Genomic DNA, 647 nt, shown 5'->3' with positions numbered 1-647 from the left:
TCCCCGCTTGGTGCGGGTAGGGCGTTTTTGTTGATTTTTCCGTTGGGGGTGAGGGGTATTTGGTGGAGGGGGATGAGGTGGGTGGGGATCATGTGGGTGGGGAGTGTGGTGGTGAGGTGTTGGCGTAGTTGGGTGGTGGTGGGTGGGTTGTGTGGGTTGGTGGGGAGGTAGTAGGCGGTGATGGTGTGGGTGTTGGGTTGGGTGGGGTGGGGGTGTGTGGTGGCGATGGTGGTGTGGATGTGGGGGTGTTGGTCGAGGGTGTGTTCGATTTCGCCGAGTTCGATGCGGTGGCCGTGGATTTTGATTTGGTTGTCGGTGCGGCCGATGATGTCGATGTGGCCGTGGGGGTGGGTTCGGCCGAGGTCGCCGGTGTGGTAGAGGCGTTGGTGGGTGTGGGGGTGGGTGGTGAAGGTTTTGGTGGTGTGTTCGGGGTTGTTGTGGTAGCCGCGGGCGAGTCCGATTCCGGAGACGTACATGTGTCCGGTGACCCAGTCGGGGCATTGTTGTAGTTGTTCGTCGAGGATGTGGTATTGGGTGTTGGCGATGGGTGTGCCGTAGGGGATTGTTCGCCATTCGGGTTTGACTTGGTGGATGTGGTGCCAGATGTTCCAGAGGGTGGTTTCGGTGGGTCCACCCACACTGGTGAT

General features: G+C 60.3%; 1 protein-coding gene. It reads right to left on the bottom strand.

Annotated features, from left to right (window positions below; genetic code table 11):
* A partial coding sequence (locus ABD223_RS43350; protein ID WP_344044204.1) for an AMP-binding protein occupies window positions 1-647 on the bottom strand: 647 nt, incomplete at both ends.

Origin of the sequence: Saccharothrix xinjiangensis (assembly GCF_039527585.1) — a bacterium.
GTDB lineage: Bacteria > Actinomycetota > Actinomycetes > Mycobacteriales > Pseudonocardiaceae > Actinosynnema > Actinosynnema xinjiangensis.
The sequence above is the reverse complement of the archived record's forward strand: the minus strand, read 5'-3'. Positions and strand labels throughout refer to the sequence as shown.